This window comes from Sodalis sp. RH24, assembly GCF_047324145.1.
In the GTDB taxonomy this organism is placed as follows: domain Bacteria; phylum Pseudomonadota; class Gammaproteobacteria; order Enterobacterales; family Enterobacteriaceae; genus Acerihabitans.
Genome location: NZ_CP178729.1, coordinates 4,499,414 through 4,522,597, shown reverse-complemented (window position 1 = coordinate 4,522,597; position 23,184 = coordinate 4,499,414). Strand labels below are relative to the sequence as shown.

Sequence of the window (23,184 nt, the reverse complement as noted above, 5' to 3'; positions counted from 1 at the left end):
ACTTGATGACATAGATTGAAGGTCAAGAGTATGAGTAAAGATGAAAGTCGGTTTATTTTATGGCTCCAGTACCTGCTATACCGAAATGGCGGCGGAGAAAATCCGCGATATCCTGGGTCCGGATCTGGTCGACCTGCATAATATCAAAGAGGTGCCGCCAAGCCGCATGGCAGAGTATAACGTGCTGATCCTCGGCATCCCCACCTGGGATTTCGGCGAAATCCAGGAAGACTGGGACGCATCCTGGTCGCAGCTGTCCGATCTGGACCTGTCGGGCAAGATTATCGCCCTGTACGGCATGGGCGATCAGCTCGGCTACGGCGAGTGGTTCCTGGACGCGCTGGGTTATCTGCATGATGTGCTGGCGCCGCGGGGCGCCACCTTTATCGGTTTCTGGCCCACCGCCGGTTATGAATTCACCAGTCCAAAGGCATTGGCCGCCGACGGCGAGCATTTTGTCGGCCTGGCGCTGGATGAGGTGAATCAGTACGATTTAAGCGAGGAACGCCTGCAGCTGTGGTGCGAGCAGATCCTGAACGAAATGGCGGCGCTGCTTTAGCCTTCAGCATTGCGCCAAGGCCGGTCCGGCGTTAATCCAGCGTTTCCTGTGAGCCATGGTGCAGCAGCGCCTGGCGCAGGCTACGCCACTCGCGCTGGCCCATGCAGTCCGCGGCCAGCCACAGGCGGCGCTTTTTTTTGCCCCCCACCTGGCGCAGGCGCAGCAACACCCCGCCTTTAAGCAGCCAGGGTTTCCCCACGACCGACCATTCCTGCTGATGCCAGCGGATATGCCGGTCGCTTTGCAGCACCAGCTCTCCCCGGCAGGCCATGATATTCCTCTGGCTGCGGATGCATTCAAACACCACAAGCGTTATCAGCGTAACCCAGACCAGGCCGTAATTTTCCGGCCACGGCGACAGCAGGATCACTAGGGTCAGGATCCCATGAACCGCCAGCGAAAAAATCTGCGTGCGCCAGGAGACCCGTATGTCACATCGCCAGAGGGCCACGGGCTTTATTTCGCTGTTGTATCATGGTTATCATTTTTTTTAATCCGCTGTCCTGGGGTTCGCCATGATTCATCAGCCAATTGAAAAGATCGGGATCGTCGCATTCCAGCAGGCGGACGAACAAGGCTTTGTCATCGTCGCTAAGGGTGTCATAGTCGTATTCAAAAAACGGCATTATGGAGATATCCAGCTCGCGCATGCCGCGGCGGCAGGCCCAGTGGATGCGCGCTTTATTAACGATATCCATTTGTATCTTTTACCTCATTTCCATCCGGCCAGGGCATAGTTTAACCCGTTTCACGGGTTGGCATTACATAAAACGACACATTTCGACATGTTCCGGCAATTTTTTACCGGCACGCATCGCACATTTCGGCACAGCGCCGATGAAATAACCACTTGCAAAGCCTCTTGACTCTTTTACCATTAGGCTATTGTTTTGTCTTACAGGATAGGAGTGTTGCATGACACCTAAAGTTCCTTTTCCGCCGCGTTTACCTTCTCCCTCCAGCCATTTGCCCCTGACGCTGATGTCGCTTGAGGACTGGGCGCTGGTCGGGCTGACCGGGCCGGATACCCTTAAGTACCTGCAGGGCCAGGTCACCACCGATGTGGAGGCTATGGCGCGCGATCGGCATATCCTGGGCGCGCATTGCGATGCAAAAGGTAAAATGTACAGCAATATGCGTATATTCCATCGCGGCGCGGGCATGGCCTATATCGAGCGGCGCAGCGTGCGCGACGCCCAGCTTGCGGAACTGAAAAAATACGCGGTATTTTCCAAGGTCGTCATGACGGCGGACGAGGACGCGCTGCTGCTGGGCGTCGCCGGGTTTCAGGCGCGCGCGGCCCTGGCCGGCCTGTTTGCCGCCCTGCCCGACGCCGAACATCAGGTGGTGGAGGACGGTGAAACGTCGATCCTGCATTTCAGCCTGCCCGCGGAGCGTTTTTTACTGGTCACCACCCCCGGCGTCCTGGAGCAACTGCTGCACAAGCTTGAGGGACAGGCACAGTTGACCGACAGCCGTCAGTGGCTGGCGTTGAATATCGAAGCCGGGTTGCCGGTCATCGACAGCGTCAACAGCGCGCAATTTATTCCCCAGGCGGTCAACCTGCAGTCGCTCGGCGGCATCAGCTTTACCAAGGGCTGCTATGCCGGGCAGGAGATGGTGGCGCGCGCCAAATACCGGGGCGCCAATAAACGGGCGCTGTACTGGCTGGCCGGTAAAGCCGGCCGCGTGCCGGCGGCGGGAGAAGACCTTGAGCTGCAAATGGGCGATAACTGGCGCCGCACCGGCACGGTACTGGCCGCCCTGCAACTGGAGGACGGCAGCGTCTGGGTACAGGCGGTGCTGAATAACGATCTGGCGGCGGATAGCCGGCTGCGGGTCAAGGACGACGCCGCCGGCGCGCTGGCTATCCAGCCCCTGCCTTATGAAATCGAGTAAAGCAAACCGGCGCCGCCGCCTTTAAGCGGGAAGTGACCGACGCGCCCGGCGGCATAGCCATTGCCCCGGGCGTAGTATGACTTTGACGGCGTTATCCCTGTTATCCGCGGCCGCCGGGCGGCATTAAATATACAAATAAATCGCCAGGAAATGGCATACGCTGCCGCCCAGCACAAACCCATGCCAGATGGCGTGATTGAACGGAATACGGTTGCAGGCGTAAAAAATGACCCCCACAGTGTAGACCAGACCGCCCACCGCCAGCAGCGTCAGGCCGCCCACCGGCAGGCGCTGCGCCAGCTGATAAATCACCACCAGCGATAGCCAGCCCATGGTCAGGTAGGTGGTAAGCGATATCACCTCAAAACGATGGGCAAACGCCAGTTTGAACACGACGCCCAGCAGCGCCATGCTCCAGATCACCACCATCAGGCCCTTGGCCAGCGGCGACGCCAGGCCCACCAGCAGGAACGGAGTGTAGGTACCCGCGATCAGCAGGTAGATGGCGCAGTGGTCCATCTTTTTCAGCCAGCGCTTGGCCGGCGGATGGGGAATGGCGTGGTAGAGCGTAGAGGCCAGGAACAGCAGAATCATGCTGCCGCCGTACAAACTGTAGCTGGTGATGGCCGTCACGTCGGCGCCGACATGACCGGCCTGCACCAGCAATAGCACCAGGCCGACGATACCGAAGATCAGGCCGATGCCGTGACTGATGCTGTTGGCGATCTCTTCCGCCAGTGAATATCCCTGAGCTAATAGCTTATTAGCCATACGTAATACATCCTCAATCTTAACTCATTATCATTTTCGCCAACCGCATCAAGCTTAGCTGAGAACCATTCCAGTGTACACGCGTAAGCTGAAAAAATGTTAACGCGCCCTGACGGCGGCGGCGGCGGCGCGCTTCGCACCCTATCGTCCCGGCGGCGATGGGAAACGGCGTGCAGAGAGCGTTCGAAATTGCCGCCGGTTTGGCCTACAATGTGGCGCTTTACGCTAGCGTGGTTAAAAATTGATATGTCTGAACTAACGCCTGAACTCGCCTTCGGCGAACTGACCGAAGTGATCGCTTTTTTAATGGAAATCGACAAGCTTAAAAGCATTCAGCGCCGCACCAAGGTCCTTGGCACCCAGCGTCAGGAAAATACCGCCGAGCACAGCTGGCATTTTGCCGTCGCGGCGATGGCGCTCGCGCCCTATGCGGACGATAACGTCGATATCAACCGGGTGATCCAGATGGCGCTGGTGCACGATATCGTGGAAATCGACGCCGGCGACGTACTGGTTTACGATTTGGTCGGGCGGGCGGCGGTGCATGCCCAGGAAGAAGCGGCCGCCGAACGGCTGTTCGGCCTGCTGCCGACGCCGCAACGCGGGCATTTCCATCAGCTGTGGCTGGAGTACGAGGCGGGCGAAACGCCCAACGCGCAGTTTGCCCTGATGCTGGACCGGCTGATGCCGGTGCTGATGAACCTGCATAACCGCGGCCAAAGCTGGGTGGAAAACGGCATCCGGCTTGAGCAGGTGCTGACGCGCAACGCCTTTATCGGCGACGTTTACCCTGCCCTTTGGGAACATCTGAAACGCCATCTTGACGCCGCCCATCAGAACGGCTGGCTGAAGTAGCCCGGCCGGACGCCGCCGGCGCGCGCTGGCGCGCCATATCGGTATGCCGGGTCAGGGCGGGACGCGCGTTGCCGCGCGCGGCGCGCGGTTCCCCGCCGTCCGCCGCCGGGGAAGGCACCAGGCATTCGCCCCCGCCGCCGATCAGGTGCTTTAGTCCCATCTCTTCCAGCGCGGCGCGGATCAGCGCGGCATTGGCCGGATCGTGGTAACGCAGCAGCGCCTTATGCAAGCGGCGCTGGCGATCGCCGCGCGGCACCACCACCTCTTCGCTCTTATAGTCCACCTTGGCCAGCGGATTCTTGCCGGTGTAATACATGGTGGTGGCGCTGGCCAGCGGCGACGGATAAAAATTCTGCACCTGGTCGAGCCGAAAACGGTTTTTCTTCAGCCATAACGCCAGGTTGACCATATCCACATCGCGCGTGCCCGGATGCGCCGAGATAAAATAGGGAATAAGGTACTGTTTTTTCCCCGCCTCGGCGGAGTAGCGATCGAACAATTCCTTAAAGCGGTGGTAGCTGCCCATGCCCGGCTTCATCATCTTCGCTAAGGGCCCGGCCTCGGTATGCTCGGGCGCAATCTTCAGGTAGCCGCCCACATGGTGCAGCGCCAGTTCCTTGATATAGCGCGGATCCTCCACCGCCAGGTCGTAACGCACGCCGGAGGCAATCAGCACCTTTTTGATGCCTTTGACCGCCCGCGCCCGCCGGTAGAGCGAGATGGTCGGCTCATGATCGGTATCCATATGCGGGCAGATTTCCGGATAGACGCAGGAGGCGCGGCGGCAGGTCTGTTCCGCCCGGGGCGATTTACAGCGCAGCATATACATATTGGCGGTCGGCCCGCCCAGATCGGAAATCACGCCGGTAAACGCCGGCACCGTATCGCGGATGGCCTCGATCTCGCGCACGATGGACGCTTGCGAGCGGCTTTGGATAATACGGCCTTCATGTTCGGTAATCGAACAAAACGAGCAGCCGCCGAAGCAGCCACGCATGATATTGATGGACGAGTGAATCATCTCATACGCCGGGATGGCCGCCTTGCCGTAGGACGGATGCGGCACGCGCTGGAACGGCAGGGCGAAAACCTGGTCCATCTCCGGGGTGGTCAGGGGAATGGCCGGCGGATTGATCCAGACATAACGATCGCCGTGTTTTTGCATCAGCGCCCGCGCGCAGCCGGGGTTGGTTTCGTGATGCAGGATGCGCGAGGCATGGGCATACATCACCTTATCGCCTTTGACTTTTTCGAACGAAGGCAGCAGCACGTAGGTTTTTTCCCACGGCTTGGGTTTGGCGGCGCGCACCGTTACCGATCCGGCCTGCGGAGCCGGCGCCGCGCCGTCGGCACAGGGCAGGTCGTCGCCATAGGGATTAAGGATCGGTTCGATGCGCCCAGGCTGGTCCAGGCGGGTGGAATCCACCCCGCTCCAGCCGGGCAGCGGCTCCCGGCGCATAATGGCGGTATTGCGCACATCGTTGATGGCGCCGATCGCCTCCCCCGCCGCCAGCCGATGGGCCAGCTCCACCAGCGGCCGCTCGCCGTTGCCGTAGATCAGCATATCGGCTTTCGAATCCACCAGCACCGAGCGGCGCACGGTATCGGACCAATAATCGTAATGGGCGATGCGCCGCAGGCTGGCCTCAATGCCGCCGAGGATCACCGGCACCTCTTTGTAAGCTTCCTTGCAGCGCTGGCTATAGGCCATGGTGGCGCGGTCCGGACGCTTGCCGCCGACGTTGCCGGGGGTGTAGGCGTCGTCATGGCGCAGCTTGCGGTCGGCGGTATAGCGGTTGATCATCGAATCCATATTGCCGGCGGTGACGCCAAAAAACAGGTTCGGCCGCCCCAGGCGCATAAAGTCGTCCTTGCTGGTCCAGTCCGGCTGGGCAATGATGCCGACGCGAAACCCCTGGGATTCCAGCATGCGGCCGATAATCGCCATGCCGAAGCTGGGATGATCGACATAGGCGTCGCCGCTGATTATCACCACATCGCAGCTGTCCCACCCCAATTGATCCATTTCGGCGCGCGACATCGGCAAAAACGGCGCGATGCCGTAACATTCCGCCCAATAAGGAGGATAGGAAAACAGGCCGCGTTCGGGTTGGATCAGGCTGGTGGACGCCATACAAGCACTCTTTATCTGGTTAATTCGCCGGGCGGCGATTATACGCGTACCCGGCGAAATAAGCAGGGATCTTTATCAGTAGTGCGGGCTTTTCCCGATAAAAGCAGCCAAAGCCAGGTTATGACCATTGCGGAAACGGATCGCCATACCAGAACCACATCTCAGGTCCCTGCGCCATTTCCCGATCGGTCAGCAGACAGGCGTCAAAACCTGCCCTTAAACCCGCCTCATCCAAGCCGATTCCGATCAGCACCAGTTCCTGACGGGCATCGCCGACCCCGTCAACCCAGTTGTCGTGAATAAATGCCAGCGTATCGGGATCGCCGGGCCATCGATCGCGGGGTATGGCGGCCCACCAGCAGCCAGCCGGAGCATGCCTGCTGACGCCGCCGGCCTGGGACCATGAACCGGCATGCGCCGGACGGGTGGCCAGCCAGAAAAAACCCTTGGAACGCATCACCCCGGGCCAATCCTTCGCAATCCAGGCGTAGAAGCGCTCTGGATGAAACGGCCGGCGGGCGCGATAGACAAAATGGGTAATGCCGTACTCTTCGGTCTCCGGCGTATGCTCGCCGCGCAGCTCCTTCAGCCAGCCCGGCGCCTGCGCCGCCTGGTCAAAATCAAACAATCCGGTGTTCAGGACGCTATCCAGCGCCACCCGGCCGAATTCAGCCGCTTCGATTTTTGCCCTTGGGTTCAGGCCGCGCAGGATAGCCAACAGGCGCAGGCGTTCGTCTTCGCCGATCAGATCGATTTTGTTCAGCACCAGCACATCGCAGAATTCGATCTGTTCGATCAGGAGATCCACCACCGTGCGCGGGTCCTCCACGCCCAGGGATTCGCCCCGGGATGACAGGCTGTCGCGCGAACCGTAATCGCGCAGGAAGTTGAACGCATCCACCACGGTGACCATGGTATCCAGGCGGGCGACGTGCGACAGGCTCAGGCCGTCGTCATCGGTAAAGGTAAAGGTCTCGGCCACCGGCAGGGGTTCGGAAATACCGGTGGATTCGATGACCAATTGGTCGAATTTGCCCTCTTTCGCCAGCCGGCCGACTTCCAGCAGCAAATCTTCCCGCAGGGTGCAGCAAATGCAGCCGTTGCTCATCTCCACCAGCCTTTCATCCGTTCTGGACAATTCGGCGCCGCCGTCGCGCACCAGTGCCGCATCAATATTCACATCCGACATATCATTGACGATCACCGCCACGCGGCGGCCTTGCCGATTGTTAAGGATGTGGTTAAGCAAGGTGGTTTTACCCGCGCCAAGGAACCCCGAAAGCACGGTTACCGGCAGGGGAATGGATGCACGCCCTTCCCCCATCCGGGTTATGCCGGGCATTTTATCTGTCGCACGCATGTTTCACTCCATCAGTGTTGTGGTTGGTAAAAGGGCGGAGAAGTCCGTGCTTTAATGTTACGTTATAACATAACGTATTCAATAAAGACCAGAGCTTTCCCGCGTCTTTCGCCTGCGGGACACACAGAAGGAATGGATAAGGTAAAGGCCGTTATTTTTGCCGGGCGGCCTGTTCGGTAAACGCGCGGAAAATGGCCAGCGTTTCTTCGCTGACATGATGCTCCAGCCCTTCGGCATCCAGGCGCGCCGTCTCAGGACTGACGCCCAGCGCCAGCAGGAACGACTCGACCACCTGGTGCCTTTCCCGGCTGCGCGCCGCCAGCGCCTCGCCCTCGGGGGTAAGAAAAACGCCGCGGTAGGGTAATTGCCGGATTAGCCCCGCCGCGGCCAGCCTTTTCAGCATTTTCGCCACCGTGGGCTGCGATACGCCCAGCCGCGCGGCCAATTCCACCTGGCGGACTTCGCCGAAATCACGGATAAGATCGTCGATAAGCTCCACATAATCGTCCATCAGCTCGGCACGGTGGGCGGCCCTGACCTGAAGGAAACCCTGCGCATGTTCCTGTACATCCACAAGTTGCGTGCTACGGACGGGCATATCCGCTTTTTCAGGGGTGGTCATAGTCCTTCCTCTTGATGTACGGCTGCATAAGGCCATCACCGGCGATGGCGAGGTAAAGCATAGCATTGTTACCAAAGGCGTTGATAAACAAAATAGGCATGCACGGCGCGGCGGTGACGACAAACAGATTAAGTTTGCCTTTGCTATACAGTATAGCTCATGCTATATATGAACATTAAAGCATCACTTGTTAATTATATACATACAAATGTAATGACGCCCCGGCCGTGCGGACATCGGTAAAAGATGACGACACTGTACTCCGACCCTGCCAGGGCCAGCCTGATGACCGGAAGCGTTTATGGAGATCGCCGACATGCCGTTATTGCCGTTAAAGAGACGTTTTTCCGCCCTGGCGCCATGGGGCCTGCTGTTTGGCATGGCGTTATCGCTTGCCGGCACCCCCGCCATGGCGGAGAAAAAATTCAAGGTGATAACCACCTTTACCATTATTCAGGATATGGCGCGCAACGTGGCCGGCGACGCGGCGGTAGTGGAATCCATCACCAAGCCCGGCGCGGAAATCCATGATTACCAGCCTACCCCGCGCGATATCGTCAAGACCCAGTCGGCGGACCTGATTTTGTGGAACGGCCTGAACCTGGAACGCTGGTTTGCCCGTTTTTTCGATAATATCCATGACGTGCCCTCGGCCGTAGTCACCGAGGGCATCGAGCCGCTGCCTATCCGTGAAGGCCCCTATAACGGCAATCCCAACCCCCATGCCTGGATGTCGTCCGCCAATGCGCTGATCTATGTGGAAAACATCCGCAAGGCGCTGGTGCAATACGACCCGGCCAACGCCGACGCCTACAACCGCAACGCCAAAGCCTATGCGGAGAAAATCGCCGCCACCGACGCCCCGCTGCGCGCCCGGCTGGCCAATATTCCCGAATCCCGGCGCGTGCTGGTGACCAGCGAAGGCGCCTTCAGCTACCTGGCGCGGGATTACGCCCTGCGCGAAGCCTATCTTTGGCCGATCAACGCCGAGGAGCAGGGCACGCCCCAGCAGGTGCGCCGGGTGATTGATCTGGTGCGGAAGCAGCAGGTCCCGGTGGTGTTCAGCGAAAGCACCATCTCGGATAAACCCGCCCGGCAGGTCGCCAAGGAAACCGGCGCCCGTTACGGCGGCGTGCTATATGTCGATTCGCTGTCGGCAGCCGGCGGGCCGGTGCCCGACTACCTCAGCCTGCTTAACGTGACGGTGGATACCATCGCCAGGGGGTTCGGCCAATGAACAACACCGGCTATCAGCCCGATCTCCGGGTGGACGACGTGACGGTCACCTACAATAACGGCCATACCGCCATCAGCAACGCCAGTTTCCGGCTTACCGGCGGCACCATCTGCGCGCTGGTCGGCATCAACGGCAGCGGCAAATCGACATTGTTCAAAAGCATTATGGGCATGGTGCGCCCTTCCTCCGGCAAGGTTACCCTGGATAACCTGCCGGTGGCGAAGGCGCTGCGTAAAAACCTGATTGCCTATGTGCCGCAAACCGAGGAAGTGGACTGGAATTTCCCGGTGCTGGTGGCGGATGTCGTGATGATGGGGCGTTATGGCAAAATGTCTTTCCTGCGCATCCCTTCCGCCGAGGATAAGGCCCAGGTGGACCGGGCGCTGGCGCGGGTCGGCATGAGCGCATTCCGCCAGCGCCAGATTGGCGAACTGTCCGGCGGCCAGCGCAAACGGGTGTTCCTGGCGCGGGCGCTGGCGCAGCAGGGACGGGTCATGCTCCTTGACGAGCCGTTTACCGGTATTGATGTGCAGACCGAAGATGCCATTATCGCGCTGCTGCAATCGCTGCGCGCCGAAGGCCATCTGATCCTGGTCTCTACCCATAACCTGGCCAGCGTGCCGGAATTTTGCGACCGGGTGGTGATGATCAACCGCACAGTACTGGCCGCCGGCCCTACCGCCGCCGCCTTTACCCAGGAAAACCTGGAGCGGGTATTCGGCGGCAGGCTGCGCCAGTTTGATATCGCGGCGGCCGGGGCGCCGCGGGCCGGACTGCGCGCGGTCGACGCCGATAAGCGGGTGTCGTGATGATGGCGCTCTTGCTACAGCCGTTTCAGTACGATTATATGCTCAAGGCCATTTGGGTAAGCGGCATTGTCGGCGGGGTCTGCGCCTTTCTTTCGGCCTACCTGATGCTCAAGGGCTGGTCGCTGATGGGGGATGCGCTGTCCCACTCGGTGGTGCCGGGCGTGGCGGGCGCGTATGCGCTGGGTTTGCCCATCGCCGCCGGCGCGTTCCTGACCGGTATGCTGGCGGCGCTGGTGATGACGCTGGTGCGCCATTATACCCGGCTGCGCGAGGACGCCATTATCGGTTTTGTCTTCACCACTTTTTTCGCCGTCGGGCTGCTGATCGTTTCGCTAAATCCCACGTCGGTCAACGTGCAATCGATCATCTTCGGCAATATCCTCGGGATAGCCGACGCGGATGTCCTGCAGGTGCAGGTGATAAGCGGCGTGTCTTTTATCGTGCTGTGCGTGATCTGGAAGGATCTGCTGGCGGCGTTTTTTGACGAGGGCCATGCCGTCTCCATCGGCCTGTCGCCGCTGCGCCTGAAAATTATTTTTTTCACGCTGTTGAGCGCCTGTACCGTGGCCGCGCTGCAAACGGTCGGCGCCATCCTGGTCATAGCCATGGTGATAACGCCCGGCGCCACGGCGTACCTGCTGACCGACCGCTTCCCGCGCCTTATCACGATCGCCGTGATCATCGGCACCCTGACCAGCGCCTGCGGCGCCTGGCTGAGCTATTTCCTGAACGGCGCCACCGGCGGGGTTATCGTTACCCTGCAAACCCTGGTTTTCCTGCTGGCGTTTTTGCTGGCGCCGAAACACGGGCTGCTGGCCGCCAAGATGCGTGGCCGGGCGCGGGCTAAAGACAGACGGAGCGCCGGATGATGGCATGGTTGGATTACCTGCTCGCCTATGTCGCCGAACCACTGGGCTTTCCGTTTATGCAACGGGCGATTATCGCCGCCATCGCCACCGGCGTGGTGTGCGCCATCTTGTCGTGCTTCCTGGTGCTCAAAGGCTGGTCGCTGATGGGGGACGCCATCTCCCACGCGGTGCTGCCGGGCATTATCCTGGCCTATATCGCCGGACTGCCGATCGTGGCCGGCGCCTTTGGATCGGGTATCGTATGCGCCCTGGGCACCGGTTATATCAAAGACCACTGCCGGGTCAAGGAGGACACGGTCATGGGCATTGTCTTCTCGGGCATGTTCGCCCTCGGCCTGGTGCTATTTTCACGTATCGATACCGACCAGCACCTCAGCCATATCCTGTTCGGCAATGTGCTGGGCATTACGCCCGCGGAGCTGTGGCAGGTCGTGTTGATAGCCGGCGCGGTATCCCTGGTCATCCTGGTCAAGCGCCGGGATCTGATGCTGTATTGTTTTGATCCGGCCCAGGCGCGGGTGCTGGGCCTGTCGGTAAAGACGCTGCATTATGGCCTGTTATGCCTGCTGGCGCTGACCATTGTCGCCGCCCTGCAGGCGGTGGGCGTGATACTGGTGATCGCCATGCTGATTTCACCCGGCATTACCGCCTCCCTGCTCGCCCGCCGGTTCGACGGGATGCTGCTGGCGGCGGTGCTGGTCTCGGTGTTCTCCTGCGTTACCGGCACACTGATAAGCTTTTATATCGACGGCGCCACCGGGCCCTGCATCGTTATCGTCCAGGCCGTGCTGTTTGTGGCGGCGCAAATCTATCGCCTCGCCCGGCGCAAAAATCACGCGGCCGCCGCCTGAGCGCATCCGCCGGGCGCGGCGACGCTATCATGGTGCTGGCGCCGGGCGATACTTGCCAATCGCCTTCCCTTTTGTTGGTGCAAAATCCAGCCAGCAAATATCGCCGCGTCCAGGAATAAACATCAGTAATCCAGCTCCCCAGCGATGGGCGCCGCCAGATCGTCGGCATGGGCGGTATACGCGGTAAGTCCCATTAACAGGTCGGATTCCCGGAACCGTTTTTTATGGGCTTTTTGAGTGACTAATCCTTGCTCGCTCATCTCGATATCCACCGTATCCCCCGCTTCGAAACGCGGGATGGCCTTAAGGTTACCGGATAAACGCAGCGCAATGCTATTGCCCCATTTTTGTAAAACCGCCTGGGTATGCATAACAACCTTATAGGTAAAAGTATCGACAATGAGTAGACATGCAGCAGGCGCGATGTCAACACCGTGGGTGTCCGCCATACCCGGCACAGGGTGCCTTGTGCCGGTATGGGGCGTGATGACTGAAAAATCAGATCCCCGGGCATCACCGGCGTCTCGCCAAGGCCATCTCTGACCGGGACGCCGCGGCCTAGGGCGTCTGGCACCAGTTACGCTGCTTGACGATGCCGCCGTCGGGGGAGGTAAAGCCGATGCAGCCTAAGATACTGTCATAGAGTTTTTCATGGAATACCGGCGTCTTGGCCGCCGCGAGGGCGCGCAGCCGGCTAAACGCCGCCTGGTGATCGCTCCCGCGCAGGAAGCCGTCCGAGGCCCAGACCATAATGGGGATGGTGCGTTGTTCAATCGGCGCATGATCGCGCGGCGTGCCGTGGAAATGCATATTTTCCGCGATGGATTCCCCATGATCGGAGGCGTAGAACACGATGGCGTTACGATCGCGCAGCTGATCGAAGACCTGTTTCAGGAAATAGTCGGTGTACAGCAGGCTGTTGTCATAGGAATTGACCAGTTCCTCGGTGGAGCAGGCATCGTCGATGCCCTGGCATTCCGGCTGGTAACGGGCGAACTGGCGCGGATAACGCTCCGTATACATATAATGGGAACCCTTGGTATGCAGTACGATCAGGTGCTTGCCGTCGGGATGGCGCGCCAGGGAATCGTGCAGTTCGTCCACCAGCGCCATATCGTCCACCGGCTCGCCCGCGTTGCGTTTTTCCGCCTGGATGGTTTCGCGCAGGGCATAGTCGTCGGCCATCACCTTATTATAGAACCAGGCCTCGCTCTGCATGGAAAACAGCTCGGAGCTAAAGCCCTGTTTTTTTAATACGGAAAAGACGTTCATCTCTTTCAGGGTGCGCTGCGGCGCTTCCGACGCGCCGCCCTCGCGCACAAACATGCAGCGCAGGGAGAGCTTGGTGGACGTATCGCAGGAGTAGCCCTGCAGCAGCGCCAGGTTCTTTTCCTTGTCCAGGTTGGGCGTATTATCGCGCTGGTAGCCGTAGGCGCCCATATGGTCGCGGCGCGCGCTCTCGCCGATGATAAACACCACATACAGATCCTTGACATCCTTCGGCGCCACATACGTAAAATGCTGCGCCGGGTCGTACAGCTTGCGGCTGTCCTCCGCCTGGCTATAAGAGCTGTAGATCAGCATGCCGAGCGCCGACAGCCAGTTTGACGGCGAGTAGGAGCCGGCGACCACGCCGCCGTAGCTGGCCATGGTGCGGTTATTCTCGCGATCGTGCTGGTCCTGTACCTGGCCCATCAGCTTCAGCGGCAGCCAGCAGCACAGGGCGGCGGTAACGATCAGCAGCCCTTTTTTGGAAATATGCCTGACGTTGCTGCGCCTGAGCGCCGCTTCGGGCATCGGCGCCAGCCAAATCAGCGCCAGGGGGATCAGGCTGACCAGGATAACCCAGATAAAGAAGTGGTAACCCACCGATTCCTTTGACAGGTCGACATCGGTGGTCATCACGGCGGCCAGGATGCCGTAGCCGATATCCACGTTGTACAGCACCATGTAATAACTGGCGGCCACCGAACTGACCACCACCAGGGTGACCAGTACGCGATAGAGTGTCTTGCCCAGCAGCGAGAGCAGCATGGTCAACAAAAACACCAGTGAAAACAATGCCAGCACTTCGATAGCCACCGACAAGGCATTATTATATTGCAGTTGCTGGTAGCGGCGGATCAGAATGGGTATGTTAAGAATAATCCCGATATAAAAAGCGATAAACAGGGAAATTTTCAGTTGGGATAGTTGCAGAAGCTTTCTCATTAATTCTATTTTTCTCAGTATAAATGACTGCGGATAAGCACATCCCGTACTTAATCACACTCCGCCGGGCCATCTTTAATGTCTTCGTAATATCAGACGAGGGATAATCCTTATCGGACCTCCGTATAGCTCAGGTGGTTCATTTAGTCAGGCGAATATCAGACGATATGATGTAACAACACGTGTTGTCGGCCGCAGCAGGCGGGGTAAAACAGCGGTAATGGGCGTCAGCGCAGGGGCGATCGCCGTCCGCCCGGCGCCGGGTGGGCTGGGCTTTCCAGGAAAGGCGTAGGATGCGGCCAAGCCCGCTCCCCCGCCCGTCCCGGTGCGATACCGGCGCGTCGAGCGGGGACAGCGCCGGTCAGCGCCTATTCATAATCCTCGATCGGCACGCAGGAGCAGAATAAATTGCGGTCGCCGTAAACATCATCCAGGCGTTTTACGCTCGGCCAGTATTTATTGCCGAAGCCCGCGGGAAATGCCGCGGTTTCCCGGCTGTAGGGATGGGACCACGCGCCCGCCAGCTCGCGCTCGATATGGGGCGCGTTGACCAGCGGATTGTCCGCCAGCGGCCATTCGCCGCTGCCCACCCGGTCGATTTCACCGCGGATGGCCAGCATCGCGTCGATAAAGCGATCCAGTTCCACCTGGCTTTCGGATTCGGTGGGCTCGACCATCAGCGTTCCCGCCACCGGGAAAGACATGGTGGGGGCGTGGAAACCGTAATCGATCAGGCGCTTGGCGATATCCATCTCGCTGATGCCGGTCGCTTCCTTCAGCGGCCGGATGTCCAGGATGCATTCATGGGCGACGCGGCCGTCGCGCCCGGTATACAGCACCGGAAACGCGGACTGCAACCGGCTGGCGATATAGTTGGCGTTCAGGATCGCCACCTGGCTGGCCTGCTTGAGTCCCTGGGCCCCCATCATGCGGATATACATCCAGCTGATCGGCAGGATCGAGGCGCTGCCGAACGGGGCGGCGGATACCGCGCCCTGGCGCGTCAGCACGCCGTCGATATGTACTACGGCATGCCCCGGCACAAACGGCGCCAGATGCGCTTTCACGCCGATGGGGCCCATGCCCGGGCCGCCGCCGCCGTGGGGAATGCAGAAGGTTTTATGCAGGTTCAGGTGCGAAACGTCGGCGCCGATAAAGCCCGGCGAGGTGATGCCGACCTGCGCGTTCATATTGGCGCCGTCCAGATACACCTGGCCGCCGAACTGGTGCACGATTTGGCAGACTTCGCGGATGGTCTCTTCGTATACGCCGTGGGTCGACGGGTAGGTCACCATGATGCATGACAACTGATCGCCGGCCTGTTCGGCTTTCCGGCGCAAATCGTGTAAATCGATATTGCCGTTTTTATCGCAGGCCACCACGGTGACCGACATGCCGGCCATCTGGGCGGACGCCGGGTTGGTGCCGTGGGCGGAGCTGGGGATCAGGCAGATCCGGCGGTTGCCCTCGTTGCGGCTCTCATGATAGCGGCGTATGGCCAGCATGCCGGCGTATTCTCCCTGCGCGCCCGAATTGGGCTGCATGCACAGCGCGTCATAGCCGGTAAGCTGCACCAGCCAGCGGGAGAGCTGGGCGATCATCTGCTGGTAGCCGGCCGCCTGCCCGACGGGACAAAACGGATGCAGCTCGGCGAACTCCGGCCAGGTGATGGGGATCATCTCGGCGGCGGCGTTCAGCTTCATGGTGCAGGAGCCGAGCGGGATCATCGACTGGTTAAGCGCCAGATCCTTGCGTTCCAGCTGATGCATATAACGCATCATGTCCGTTTCGCTGTGGTAACGGTTAAACACCGGATGCGTCAGGATGGGCGTGGCGCGCAGCAGATCCGCCGGGATGACCTCCCCGACCGCGCGATCAAGGGCGTCGATATCCAGCACGGCGTCGCCGCCGGTCACCACGCCGTACAGCGCGGCAAGGTCGTCGCGGCCGGTGGTTTCATCAAGCGTTATCCCCACCGCCCCGTCCAGGTCGGCGCGCAGGTTAATGCCGCGGGCCAGCGCGCGGCTTATCACCGCGTCTTTATCCGCCACATTGACGGTGAGGGTATCGAACCACCGGGCATGGCGCAGCGTCAGTCCCGCCGCCGTCAGGCCGGAAGCCAGGATGGCGGTCAGGCGATGGATGCGCGCGGCGATGCGTTTCAATCCTTCCGGACCGTGGTAGACCGCGTACAGGCCGGCGATATTGGCCAGCAGTACCTGCGAGGTGCAGATATTGGAGTTGGCCTTTTCGCGGCGGATATGCTGCTCGCGGGTTTGCATCGCCATGCGCAGGGCGGTACTGCCGGCCGCGTCGCGGGACACGCCGATAATACGTCCCGGCATGGAGCGCTTGACGTCGTCACGGGCGGCGAAAAACGCCGCGTGCGGGCCGCCGTAGCCCATGGGCACGCCGAAACGCTGGGAAGAGCCGAACACCACGTCGGCCCCCTGCGCGCCCGGCGCCGCCAGCAGTACCAGCGCCATCATATCGGCCGCCACGCAGCTGATGATGTGACGGGTTTTCAGTTCGGCCAGCAGCGCGCGGTAATCATGCAGTTCGCCGGTGGTGCCCGTCTGTTGCAGCAGCACGCCGAAGACGCCCTGCTGTTCCAGCGCGCGCGGGGCCGGGCCGGTGATCACCTCGAAACCGAAGGTCTCGGCGCGGGTGCGCACCACGTCCAGCGTTTGCGGGTGGACATCGTCGGCGACAAAAAAAACGTTGGCCTGTTTGAGCTTGCTGGCGCGCTTGGCCAGCGCCATGGCTTCCGCCGCCGCCGTGGCTTCATCCAGCAGCGAGGCGGAGGCGATATCCAGCCCGGTCAGGTCGAGGGTCAGTTGCTGGAAATTCAGTAAGGCTTCCAGGCGCCCCTGGGCGACCTCCGGCTGGTAAGGCGTATAGGCGGTGTACCAGCCCGGGTTTTCCAGCATATTGCGCAGGATCACCGGCGGGGTGACCACCGCGCTGTAGCCCATGCCGATATAGGTTTTAAACCGCTGGTTAAGACCCGCCATGGCCCTGAGCTCCGCCAGCGCCTGGGATTCCGTGGCCGCATCGCCGACCGCCGGAGGCGCCGGCAGCTGGATGTCGGCCGGGACGATGTGGCCAATCAACGCGTCGAGCGTCGCGGCGCCGATAGCCGACAGCATATGCGCCTGCTGCTGCGCGCTGGGGCCGATATGACGCTTGATAAAAGCGTCATGGTGTTCAAGCTGGCTGAGAGTCTGGGTCATAAACAACAATTCCTGCATCGGGCATGGGACGGGGAAAGGCAACGTGCTCGGCAGGGACAGGGGCCGGTATTCCAACGCCCTGTCCCGCCTGTTGGCCTCCGGACGGCTAATTAACCGTGCGGGACCGGGTCTCGGTGGCGGTTATTCGTCTTCGTCGAGCGTGGCCTCATAAGCCTCGGCGTCAAGCAATCCGGCGACCTCGCTTTCGTCGTCGGCCTTGATCTGGAACAACCAGCCCTCGGTGTAGGGCGCGCTGTTCACCAGTTCCGGCGACGCTTCCAGCTCTTCGTTCACCGCCACGATCTCGCCGCCGATGGGCGCATAGATATCCGAGGCGGCTTTCACTGATTCGGCTACCGCGCAATCGTCGCTGGCGGCGAAAGACGTGCCGACGTCCGGCAGGTCGAGAAACACCATATCGCCCAGCAGTTCCTGGGCATGTTCGGTAATGCCGACGGTATACACGCCGTTACCTTCGTTGCGCACCCATTCGTGGGAGGGGGTATATTTTAGTTCTTGCGGCACATTGCTCATTGCCTTCCTCACTCTTGCAAAGTTAATTATTGAACGACCGGTTTACCGGCGCGCACAAAACCAGGTTTGGTCACCTTAACCGGCATTTCGCGGTTACGGATTAATACAATGGCGTGCTCGCCGATACCGGCGGGCACGCGGGCCAGGGCAATGCTGAAACCCAGGGTGGGCGAGAACGAACCGCTGGTTATCACGCCCGTTTTCATATTACCGTCGGCGTCGGTAAAGTGTACCGTCAGGTCGTTGCGCAGCACACCTTTTTCGGTCATCACCAGGCCGACCAGTTGGTCGGTGCCGGCGCGGCGCTGGGCTTCAAGCGCCTCGCGGCCGATAAAATCCCGATCCTCGGGCTGCCAGGCGATGGTCCAGCCCATGTTGGCCGCCAGGGGAGAAATACGCTCATCCATTTCCTGGCCGTACAGGTTCATGCCGGCTTCCAGGCGCAGCGTATCGCGCGCGCCCAGGCCGCAGGGTTTGACACCCGCCGCCAGCAGTTTGCGCCAGAAGGACTCCGCCTCGGTTTTCGGCAGCGCAATTTCAAATCCCGCCTCGCCGGTATACCCGGTGGTGGCGATAAATAAATCCTCCGACTGCACGCCGAAGAACGGTTTCATCCCGGCCACCGCCGCCTGCTGCGCGGGGGTAAACAGCGTGCGCGCTTTCTCCTGCGCCCGCGGGCCTTGTACGGCAATCAGCGCCAGGTCGTCGCGTACCCGTACCGACACACCGTAGGGGGCCGCGTGGTCGGTCACCCAGGTGACGTCTTTGTCGCGGGTGGCGGAATTCACCACCAGGCGAAAATAAGTCTCTTCGAGGAAATAGACGATCAGATCGTCGATAACGCCGCCTGAGGCGTTCAGCATGCCGCTGTAGAGCGCCTTGCCGGGCACGGTGAGCTTGGCCACGTCGTTCGCCAGCAGGTAGCGCAGGTATTCGCGGGTGCGCGGGCCCGTTAAATCGATGATGGTCATATGGGACACATCAAACATGCCCGCGTCGCGGCGCACCTGGTGATGCTCCTCCAGCTGGGAGCCATAGTGCAGCGGCATCATCCAGCCATGGAAGTCCACCATTTTCGCGCCGCACGCTATGTGCTGTTCATACAACGATGTCAGCTGGGCCATCTCGTCCTCTTTGTCGTCAAATCAGGGGCTGTAAAATTGAATTTTACGCCGCGACGCCCACAGCGAATCCGGCGGCGCAAACGATACCTTTTGCCAGAAGTTACCACTGAATCCCAGGGGAAACCATAAATTAAATTATCCTGCGGCCAGGGCGGTGCAGGCGGAGGGGATAGGCATGAATCAGCATGTTATGTTGGCAAAGTGGCGAATACGGCGCACAAACAATAAATGCCGGCCGTCAAAAGCAAAATATGATAACAAAAAACCCTGACTTTGGTCAGGGGCAAAGACTTTATTCCCGATATCGGATTAGAAAATATAATGCAAAATAGCGGGTTAAATTAGTTTATTTCAGTCAAACCGCGCCCGGTTCCAGCCATGCAGGCAGATCGTTTAACCCCATGGCCTGGCGGATGAGCCGGGGTTTGACCCCGGGTACCGTATCGGCCAGGCGCAGTCCCGCGTCGCGCACCCATTTTTTCAGCGGGTTATTGCCGTCGAACAACTGGCGGAACCCCTGCATGCCGGCCAGCATCACGGCAGCGCTATGCTTGCGACGGCGCTCATAGCGCCGCAGGTAGGGATGATGGCCGATATCCTTGCCGGCCTGCTGCAGCCGGCGCAGCTCCGACAGCAGTTCCGCCACGTCCATAAAACCGAGATTTACCCCCTGCCCGGCCAGCGGATGGACCGTATGCGCCGCGTCGCCCACCAGCACCAGGCGGTGGGCGGCGAAATCCCGCGCATAGCGGGCGGTCAGGGGAAAGGTTAACCGTTCGCTTTGCAATTCGCATAACCCCAGCGCCAGGTTGAAGTGCGCAGCCAGCTGCGCGTTAAATCCGGCCGGCGCCTGTTCCTGGAGCGACTGCGCCATCTCGGGCGGCAGGGACCAGACGATGGAGCAAAGATGCGGATCGCTCAGCGGCAGGAACGCCAGGATGCCGTCGCCGTGAAACGCCTGGCGCGCAATGCCGCCGTGCGGATGTTCGGTACGCACGGTGGCCACCAGTGCGTGATGCTGGTAATCCCAGAAAGTCAGCGGAATATCGGCGTAGCGGCGCAGCCAGGAGTTGGCGCCGTCCGCGCCCACCACCAGCCGGGCGGTCAGCATGCCGCCGTCGTCGAGGGTGATAAACGCTTCGTTCTCGCCCCAGGCAATCTGGCGCGGCGCGCGCGGGCACAGCAGCGTCACGTCGGACAGCTGCCCGGCCCGGCGCCACAGCGCCTGGTGGATAACCGGGTTCTCGACGATATGGCCCAGATGGGCGTAGCCCAGCTGTTTACCGTCAAAGGCGATATTGCCGAAGCCATCGTTGTCCCAGACCTGCATGCCCTGATAGGGATTGGCGCGCAGCGCGACGATATCGTCCCAGACCTGCAGGTGTTCCAGCAGGCGCTGGCTGGCGGCGTTGATGGCCGATACCCGCAGCGCGGGGCTATCGGCCGGCGGCACCGGCTCCGGCGCCTGTTGTTCCAGCACGGCCACGCGCATGCCGCTGCCCTGGAGTCCGCAGGCCAGCGCCAGGCCGACCATGCCGCCGCCGTTGATGACCACGTCAAATGCTTGCATAACTGTAATATCCTTTTAAAGACCGGGAACCAGCGTAAGGGTGCTAACGCGCCACCCAGCCCAGGGTTTGCCGCGCCAGCGCGTCGCGCAGCCCCGGCGAAGCGGCCATGGCGGCAAGACCCAGGTTACGCGCCACCACCAGCGGCGGATGCCGGTTGGCAAACAAATGTATCAGGCCATCGGTAATGCCGACCGTGCGGTCCTTATCGGGCAGACGGCGCTGCTGATAGCGCTGCAGGGTGGCGTAGGCGCCCGGGTCCTCGCCCCGCGCCAGGGCCTCGGCCAGGGTTTCCGCCAGGGTCATCACGTCACGCAAGCCCAGGTTGAACCCCTGGCCGGCAATAGGATGCAGGGTTTGCGCCGCGTTGCCCACCAGCGCCAGCCGATGGCTTACCTGGCGCGTGGCGGTGCGCAGCTGCAGCGGGTAACACTGCCGCTGCCCGCAGGCGGTAATACGCCCGAGCCGCCAGCCGAAGGCGGCTTGCAGCGCGTCGATAAACCGGCTTTCGCTCCAGCCGGTGATTTCCTGGCGCATGGACTGCGGCAGGCACCACACCAGCGCGCTGCGCCCCTGCGACATGGGCAGCATGGCCAGCGGCCCATGTTCGGTAAAGCGCTCATAAGCCCGGCCCTGATGCGCCTCAGCGGTGGTGACATTGGCGATAATCGCCAGTTGCCCATAGTCCTCCTGGCGCCACTGCATATGGCAATGGCGCGCCGCCTGCGAGTGCGAACCGTCCGCCGCCACCAGCAGCGAGCCGATCAGCTCCGTCCCGTTGTCAAGCCGCGCCAGGATATCGTCCTGGCGGCGGGTAATATCCGTAAGCGTCGCGGGGCAGTGCAGCCTTACCCCCGGCGCCTGGCGCAGCAGGGCAAATAAACGCTGCCCGGCGTCGTGCAGCTCCACCACATAACCCAGCGCGGGCACGCGGTAGTCGCGCGCGGACAGCGAGACTTTACCCGGATAGCCGCTATCGCTGACCTCGACACGGGTGATGGGCGTGGCGCAGGACATCAGCGAAGGCCAGACACCGATGGCGGTTAATTGCTGGCTGGTGCCCTGGGCCAGGGCGATGGCGCGGGCGTCATAACCGGGATGGCGCCGGCTTTCCGGCGCGGCCGCTTCCACTAAATCGATCTCCAGCCGCCCGCCGGTCAGGCGGGACAAGGCCAGCGCCAGGGTGGCGCCGGCCATGCCGCCGCCGATAATGATCACCGACATAGGCTAGCGCGCCGCCGCCATCAGCGCTTCGATGGCATCCGGGTCCTTGACCACCGATGCGGTGAGGTTGTCGTTGCCCTGTTCGGTGATAACGATATTGTCCTCGATGCGGATGCCGATGCCGCGATATTGCGGCGGCACATCCGCGTCCGCGGCTATATAAATGCCCGGCTCGATGGTCAGCACCATGCCCGGCTCCAGGGTCCTGCCCCGCTCCGGGGTGCCGTAGTCGCCGACGTCGTGCACATCCAGCCCCAGCCAATGGCTTAAGCCGTGCATAAAGAACTGCCGATGGGCCTGGGCGGCGATAAGCCCGTCCACGTCGCCCTTCATTACGCCCAGCGCCACCAGCCCGGAGACCATAACCCGCACCGCCTGTTCATTGACTTCGCGGATACTGGTGCCCGGCCGGTACAACGCCAGGGATTTCTCCAGCATCGCCAGCACTATGTCGTACACCGCCCGCTGCTCGGGGCTGAACTTGCCGTTCACCGGGAAGGTGCGGGTGATATCGCCGGCATACCCCTGGTATTCACAGCCGGCGTCGATAAGCACCAGATCGCCGTCGCGCATCTGCGCCTCGTTTTCGGTGTAGTGCAGAATACAGCCGTTTTCGCCGCTGCCGACGATGGTATTGTAGGAAGGATAGCGGGCGCCGTGCCGGTTGAATTCATGCAGGATTTCGCCTTCCAGCTGGTATTCATACTGCCCCGGACGACAGGCCCGCATGGCGCGGGTATGCCCGAGCGCGGTGATTTCGCCGGCGCGGCGCATGACCGCCAGCTCCTCCGCCGATTTAACCAGCCTGAAATCGTGCACCCAGGGGCGCCAGTCGGTAAGCGTGGCGGGCGCGCGCAAATGCTGACGGTAGCCGCGGCGCAGGGTATCGAGGGCGTTAAACACCAGGGTATCGGCAAAGGCGTATTGTCCCTGGGCGTGATAGACCACATCCAGTCCGTTCAGCAGCAGGTGCAACTGATGATTGATTTCGTCCCACGGCAAGGCCCGGTCCACGGCAAGTCTGGCCGGGGCGGCCTCCTGGCCCAGGCGGCGGCCGAACCAGGTCTCGGCGCCGGGATCGCGCACCCGGTTGAACAGCACGCTGTGCGAATGGGTCGCGTCGCTTTTGATAAGCACCAGCGCCGCCTCCGGTTCGTTGAACCCGGTGAAATACCAGAAGTCGCTATTCTGGCGATAGGGATATTCACTGTCGGCGCTGCGCGTCGCCTCCGGCGCCGCAAAAATGACGGCGGCGCTGGCCGGAGCCATGTTGGCCAACAATGCCTGCCGGCGGCGTAAAAATTCTTGTGATGTCATCACTCTC

General features: G+C 61.0%; 22 protein-coding genes. 7 read left to right on the top strand and 15 right to left on the bottom strand.

Annotated elements, in window-relative coordinates:
• The first annotated feature begins 40 nt into the window (after positions 1–40).
• Positions 41–559 carry a flavodoxin FldB gene (gene fldB / locus ACL2XG_RS20545; protein WP_413721407.1) on the top strand — a complete coding sequence of 173 codons (519 nt, stop codon included), beginning with the start codon at positions 41–43 and terminating at the stop codon, positions 557–559.
• A gap of 31 nt (positions 560–590) precedes the next feature.
• Here fldB and ACL2XG_RS20540 read toward each other — a convergent pair whose 3' ends face one another.
• The 3 genes from ACL2XG_RS20540 to ACL2XG_RS20530 all read right to left on the bottom strand — a co-directional run bounded on the left by ACL2XG_RS20540 (position 591) and on the right by ACL2XG_RS20530 (position 1,476).
• Positions 591–1,010: a protein YgfX gene (locus ACL2XG_RS20540; protein ID WP_410013612.1), complete on the bottom strand. Its 420-nt coding sequence runs from the start codon at positions 1,008–1,010 to the stop codon at positions 591–593.
• Positions 991–1,257 (bottom strand): FAD assembly factor SdhE, encoded by a 267-nt coding sequence (sdhE, locus tag ACL2XG_RS20535; protein WP_410013611.1) that lies wholly within the window; start codon positions 1,255–1,257, stop codon positions 991–993. Before sdhE ends, ACL2XG_RS20540 begins: the two co-directional genes overlap by 20 nt.
• 63 nt (positions 1,258–1,320) lie before the next feature.
• Entirely contained in the window at positions 1,321–1,476 is a 156-nt protein-coding gene (locus ACL2XG_RS20530; protein WP_410013610.1) for a hypothetical protein, read from the bottom strand.
• Here ACL2XG_RS20530 and ygfZ point away from each other — a divergent pair.
• Complete coding sequence (gene ygfZ / locus ACL2XG_RS20525) at positions 1,475–2,458, top strand: tRNA-modifying protein YgfZ (RefSeq protein ID WP_413721408.1); 984 nt, start codon at positions 1,475–1,477, stop codon at positions 2,456–2,458. The genes ACL2XG_RS20530 and ygfZ overlap by 2 nt on opposite strands.
• Before the next feature lie 123 nt (positions 2,459–2,581).
• Here ygfZ and trhA read toward each other — a convergent pair whose 3' ends face one another.
• Positions 2,582–3,229 carry a PAQR family membrane homeostasis protein TrhA gene (trhA, locus tag ACL2XG_RS20520; protein ID WP_413721409.1) on the bottom strand — a complete coding sequence of 216 codons (648 nt, stop codon included), beginning with the start codon at positions 3,227–3,229 and terminating at the stop codon, positions 2,582–2,584.
• 246 nt (positions 3,230–3,475) lie between these two features.
• Here trhA and ACL2XG_RS20515 point away from each other — a divergent pair, with 246 nt between their 5' ends.
• Positions 3,476–4,084 carry an HD domain-containing protein gene (locus tag ACL2XG_RS20515; RefSeq protein ID WP_413721410.1) on the top strand — a complete coding sequence of 203 codons (609 nt, stop codon included), beginning with the start codon at positions 3,476–3,478 and terminating at the stop codon, positions 4,082–4,084.
• Here ACL2XG_RS20515 and ACL2XG_RS20510 read toward each other — a convergent pair.
• From ACL2XG_RS20510 to mntR, 3 genes are all read right to left on the bottom strand, one after another.
• Positions 4,002–6,218 (bottom strand): YgiQ family radical SAM protein, encoded by a 2,217-nt coding sequence (locus ACL2XG_RS20510; RefSeq protein ID WP_413721411.1) that lies wholly within the window; start codon positions 6,216–6,218, stop codon positions 4,002–4,004. The two genes, ACL2XG_RS20515 and ACL2XG_RS20510, sit on opposite strands and share 83 nt — an antisense overlap.
• Before the next feature lie 118 nt (positions 6,219–6,336).
• Positions 6,337–7,542, bottom strand: coding sequence for a zinc metallochaperone GTPase ZigA (gene zigA / locus ACL2XG_RS20505; RefSeq protein WP_413723491.1), 1,206 nt, complete (start codon positions 7,540–7,542; stop codon positions 6,337–6,339).
• A 187-nt stretch (positions 7,543–7,729) separates the two neighbouring features.
• Positions 7,730–8,200, bottom strand: a complete 471-nt coding sequence (mntR, locus tag ACL2XG_RS20500; RefSeq protein WP_413721412.1) for a manganese-binding transcriptional regulator MntR — start codon at positions 8,198–8,200, stop codon at positions 7,730–7,732.
• A gap of 379 nt (positions 8,201–8,579) precedes the next feature.
• On the opposite strand from mntR, the gene ACL2XG_RS20495 reads away from it, so the two are divergent.
• The 4 genes from ACL2XG_RS20495 to ACL2XG_RS20480 are packed head-to-tail and all read left to right on the top strand — an operon-like array spanning position 8,580 to position 11,966.
• Complete coding sequence (locus ACL2XG_RS20495; RefSeq protein WP_413723492.1) at positions 8,580–9,437, top strand: metal ABC transporter substrate-binding protein; 858 nt, start codon at positions 8,580–8,582, stop codon at positions 9,435–9,437.
• Complete coding sequence (locus ACL2XG_RS20490) at positions 9,434–10,246, top strand: ATP-binding cassette domain-containing protein (RefSeq protein ID WP_410013604.1); 813 nt, start codon at positions 9,434–9,436, stop codon at positions 10,244–10,246. The genes ACL2XG_RS20495 and ACL2XG_RS20490 overlap by 4 nt, the downstream gene beginning before the upstream one ends.
• A complete protein-coding gene (locus ACL2XG_RS20485) occupies positions 10,246–11,115 on the top strand; it encodes a metal ABC transporter permease (RefSeq protein WP_413721413.1) in 870 nt (289 codons plus the stop codon). Before ACL2XG_RS20490 ends, ACL2XG_RS20485 begins: the two co-directional genes overlap by 1 nt.
• Complete coding sequence (locus ACL2XG_RS20480; protein WP_413721414.1) at positions 11,112–11,966, top strand: metal ABC transporter permease; 855 nt, start codon at positions 11,112–11,114, stop codon at positions 11,964–11,966. The genes ACL2XG_RS20485 and ACL2XG_RS20480 overlap by 4 nt, the downstream gene beginning before the upstream one ends.
• 122 nt (positions 11,967–12,088) lie before the next feature.
• Here ACL2XG_RS20480 and ACL2XG_RS20475 read toward each other — a convergent pair whose 3' ends face one another.
• The 8 genes from ACL2XG_RS20475 to pepP all read right to left on the bottom strand — a co-directional run bounded on the left by ACL2XG_RS20475 (position 12,089) and on the right by pepP (position 23,177).
• Positions 12,089–12,337, bottom strand: coding sequence for a transcriptional regulator (locus tag ACL2XG_RS20475; protein WP_413721415.1), 249 nt, complete (start codon positions 12,335–12,337; stop codon positions 12,089–12,091).
• A 187-nt stretch (positions 12,338–12,524) separates the two neighbouring features.
• Positions 12,525–14,177: a kdo(2)-lipid A phosphoethanolamine 7''-transferase gene (gene eptB / locus ACL2XG_RS20470; protein ID WP_410013600.1), complete on the bottom strand. Its 1,653-nt coding sequence runs from the start codon at positions 14,175–14,177 to the stop codon at positions 12,525–12,527.
• 368 nt (positions 14,178–14,545) lie between these two features.
• Entirely contained in the window at positions 14,546–17,410 is a 2,865-nt protein-coding gene (gcvP, locus tag ACL2XG_RS20465) for an aminomethyl-transferring glycine dehydrogenase (RefSeq protein WP_413721416.1), read from the bottom strand.
• 141 nt (positions 17,411–17,551) lie between these two features.
• On the bottom strand, positions 17,552–17,944 hold the full coding sequence (gcvH, locus tag ACL2XG_RS20460) for a glycine cleavage system protein GcvH (RefSeq protein WP_410013598.1): 393 nt from the start codon (positions 17,942–17,944) through the stop codon (positions 17,552–17,554).
• Between the two features lie 26 nt (positions 17,945–17,970).
• Positions 17,971–19,068 carry a glycine cleavage system aminomethyltransferase GcvT gene (gcvT, locus tag ACL2XG_RS20455; RefSeq protein ID WP_413721417.1) on the bottom strand — a complete coding sequence of 366 codons (1,098 nt, stop codon included), beginning with the start codon at positions 19,066–19,068 and terminating at the stop codon, positions 17,971–17,973.
• Between the two features lie 355 nt (positions 19,069–19,423).
• Positions 19,424–20,638 (bottom strand): FAD-dependent 2-octaprenylphenol hydroxylase, encoded by a 1,215-nt coding sequence (ubiI, locus tag ACL2XG_RS20450; RefSeq protein WP_413721418.1) that lies wholly within the window; start codon positions 20,636–20,638, stop codon positions 19,424–19,426.
• Positions 20,639–20,681: 43 nt separating this feature from the next.
• Complete coding sequence (gene ubiH, locus ACL2XG_RS20445; RefSeq protein ID WP_413721419.1) at positions 20,682–21,860, bottom strand: 2-octaprenyl-6-methoxyphenyl hydroxylase; 1,179 nt, start codon at positions 21,858–21,860, stop codon at positions 20,682–20,684.
• Positions 21,861–21,863: 3 nt separating this feature from the next.
• Complete coding sequence (gene pepP, locus ACL2XG_RS20440; RefSeq protein WP_410013594.1) at positions 21,864–23,177, bottom strand: Xaa-Pro aminopeptidase; 1,314 nt, start codon at positions 23,175–23,177, stop codon at positions 21,864–21,866.
• Positions 23,178–23,184: the final 7 nt, after the last annotated feature.

What these genes read in the sequence shown, in the direction of transcription:
- eptB (WP_410013600.1), bottom strand. Translation starts at nt 14,177, where the DNA reads ATGAGAAAGCTTCTGCAACTATCCCAACTGAAAATTTCCCTGTTTATC.
- mntR (WP_413721412.1), bottom strand. Translation starts at nt 8,200, where the DNA reads ATGACCACCCCTGAAAAAGCGGATATGCCCGTCCGTAGCACGCAACTT.
- gcvP (WP_413721416.1), bottom strand. Translation starts at nt 17,410, where the DNA reads ATGACCCAGACTCTCAGCCAGCTTGAACACCATGACGCTTTTATCAAG.
- ACL2XG_RS20495 (WP_413723492.1), top strand. Translation starts at nt 8,580, where the DNA reads ATGGCGTTATCGCTTGCCGGCACCCCCGCCATGGCGGAGAAAAAATTC.
- ACL2XG_RS20530 (WP_410013610.1), bottom strand. Translation starts at nt 1,476, where the DNA reads ATGCAACACTCCTATCCTGTAAGACAAAACAATAGCCTAATGGTAAAA.
- ACL2XG_RS20480 (WP_413721414.1), top strand. Translation starts at nt 11,112, where the DNA reads ATGATGGCATGGTTGGATTACCTGCTCGCCTATGTCGCCGAACCACTG.
- zigA (WP_413723491.1), bottom strand. Translation starts at nt 7,542, where the DNA reads ATGGGGGAAGGGCGTGCATCCATTCCCCTGCCGGTAACCGTGCTTTCG.
- ACL2XG_RS20510 (WP_413721411.1), bottom strand. Translation starts at nt 6,218, where the DNA reads ATGGCGTCCACCAGCCTGATCCAACCCGAACGCGGCCTGTTTTCCTAT.
- ubiH (WP_413721419.1), bottom strand. Translation starts at nt 21,860, where the DNA reads ATGTCGGTGATCATTATCGGCGGCGGCATGGCCGGCGCCACCCTGGCG.
- pepP (WP_410013594.1), bottom strand. Translation starts at nt 23,177, where the DNA reads ATGACATCACAAGAATTTTTACGCCGCCGGCAGGCATTGTTGGCCAAC.
- gcvT (WP_413721417.1), bottom strand. Translation starts at nt 19,068, where the DNA reads ATGGCCCAGCTGACATCGTTGTATGAACAGCACATAGCGTGCGGCGCG.
- gcvH (WP_410013598.1), bottom strand. Translation starts at nt 17,944, where the DNA reads ATGAGCAATGTGCCGCAAGAACTAAAATATACCCCCTCCCACGAATGG.
- ACL2XG_RS20485 (WP_413721413.1), top strand. Translation starts at nt 10,246, where the DNA reads ATGATGGCGCTCTTGCTACAGCCGTTTCAGTACGATTATATGCTCAAG.
- fldB (WP_413721407.1), top strand. Translation starts at nt 41, where the DNA reads ATGAAAGTCGGTTTATTTTATGGCTCCAGTACCTGCTATACCGAAATG.
- ygfZ (WP_413721408.1), top strand. Translation starts at nt 1,475, where the DNA reads ATGACACCTAAAGTTCCTTTTCCGCCGCGTTTACCTTCTCCCTCCAGC.
- ACL2XG_RS20475 (WP_413721415.1), bottom strand. Translation starts at nt 12,337, where the DNA reads ATGCATACCCAGGCGGTTTTACAAAAATGGGGCAATAGCATTGCGCTG.
- ubiI (WP_413721418.1), bottom strand. Translation starts at nt 20,638, where the DNA reads ATGCAAGCATTTGACGTGGTCATCAACGGCGGCGGCATGGTCGGCCTG.
- trhA (WP_413721409.1), bottom strand. Translation starts at nt 3,229, where the DNA reads ATGGCTAATAAGCTATTAGCTCAGGGATATTCACTGGCGGAAGAGATC.
- ACL2XG_RS20515 (WP_413721410.1), top strand. Translation starts at nt 3,476, where the DNA reads ATGTCTGAACTAACGCCTGAACTCGCCTTCGGCGAACTGACCGAAGTG.
- sdhE (WP_410013611.1), bottom strand. Translation starts at nt 1,257, where the DNA reads ATGGATATCGTTAATAAAGCGCGCATCCACTGGGCCTGCCGCCGCGGC.
- ACL2XG_RS20490 (WP_410013604.1), top strand. Translation starts at nt 9,434, where the DNA reads ATGAACAACACCGGCTATCAGCCCGATCTCCGGGTGGACGACGTGACG.